This window comes from Microcoleus sp. POL10_C6 (assembly GCF_036701585.1).
GTDB lineage: Bacteria > Cyanobacteriota > Cyanobacteriia > Cyanobacteriales > Microcoleaceae > Microcoleus.
Map to the genome: position 1 here is coordinate 1 of NZ_JAUBRB010000148.1, position 1,113 is coordinate 1,113.

At 42.1% G+C, this 1,113-nt stretch carries 3 protein-coding genes; 1 reads left to right on the plus strand and 2 read right to left on the minus strand.

The features are described from left to right. Positions 1-63: 63 nt before the first annotated feature. On the minus strand, positions 64-312 hold the full coding sequence (locus tag QUA34_RS30055) for a hypothetical protein (RefSeq protein WP_333391168.1): 249 nt from the start codon (positions 310-312) through the stop codon (positions 64-66). Positions 313-322: 10 nt separating this feature from the next. Between QUA34_RS30055 and QUA34_RS30060 the strand changes: the two genes are divergently transcribed. Then, entirely contained in the window at positions 323-454 is a 132-nt protein-coding gene (locus QUA34_RS30060) for a hypothetical protein (RefSeq protein ID WP_333108516.1), read from the plus strand. A gap of 238 nt (positions 455-692) precedes the next feature. Here QUA34_RS30060 and QUA34_RS30065 read toward each other — a convergent pair whose 3' ends face one another. Then, entirely contained in the window at positions 693-833 is a 141-nt protein-coding gene (locus QUA34_RS30065) for a DUF1016 N-terminal domain-containing protein (protein ID WP_333391170.1), read from the minus strand. Positions 834-1,113 lie beyond the last annotated feature (280 nt).

Genomic DNA, 1,113 nt, shown 5'->3' on the forward strand with positions numbered 1-1,113 from the left:
TTCGATCGCTCATCTTTTAGTGCATTCAATCTACAGTAATGCGCCTCTTTATTCTGTCTTAGTCTAAACTCCAGTTAAAATCTTTAATAACAAACAAGAATTACACTCCAAGGAAATATCTAAAGCATCAATATTTACCGCAACCGAACGATCGGGTAAGCTTGAAAAAAAGCGAATTAGAGCTGCATCAAATCCCAGCACTACACCTAGTTTTGTAGTAAGCCTATTGATACTCTGATCTAAATCTTTTAATGCCTGATCCGCGTATTCGTAAATTAGCGTTATATTGGGATTACATTCGTTATTACTCAAAGGAACCTCCATGACTAATAATAATTCAGCCGATCAGCAAGAGTCTAATACTTCTCGAAAACCTCCAGAACCTCCAAAACCTCCTGAACGCATCAAGTTTGAAAAGACGGTGCATAGGAGAAATGATGGTGCGGGTTCCTGATATTTCTAGCTAGGTTATCTAAATCCTTCACCCCAATCTCACCTGAGAGCACCTTGCGCCGCAAAACATCACGGGTTACAGCTAGGGTGAAGGATTGCTCTAAGATTTTTCATAATAGTTATCTTTACTTCGCACTCTCCGATTTTATCATTCCTCCTCAATTTCCACATCCACCGCTTCTAACTCAGCTTCCAACTGCTCAATCGTCGGCAAACATCCTTTCAGGAAAAGCTGTTTCTCAGTCAACAGCTAAAGGGTCTATAACTTTGGCTCCCCATCCTCGCTGCTGTTGCCTGTTTAAAATATTCCGTCCAATTGGCCAGTAAAGCAACACTAATTCGCGATTAACAGAAAGTACGGCCCGCACTTGATATTGCACAATAGGTTGCTTAAGTTATCGCAAAAAATCATGATAATCTTCAGCAATTGACGAACTATCCGCCAGAACCCACCCTCTGCAGATTTTCCCGAATCATCGCCTCTAACTTGGCACTCTCGGCAAATTGCCTCTCCAACTTCGCCGTCAAATGCAGCATCTTCTCGTCCAAACCCTCCTCCTCCTCCTTCGACTCCGCCCTCACATACTGGAGTTTAGACTAAGACAGAATAAAGAGGCGCATTACTGTAGATTGAATGCACTAAAAGATGAGCGATCGAAA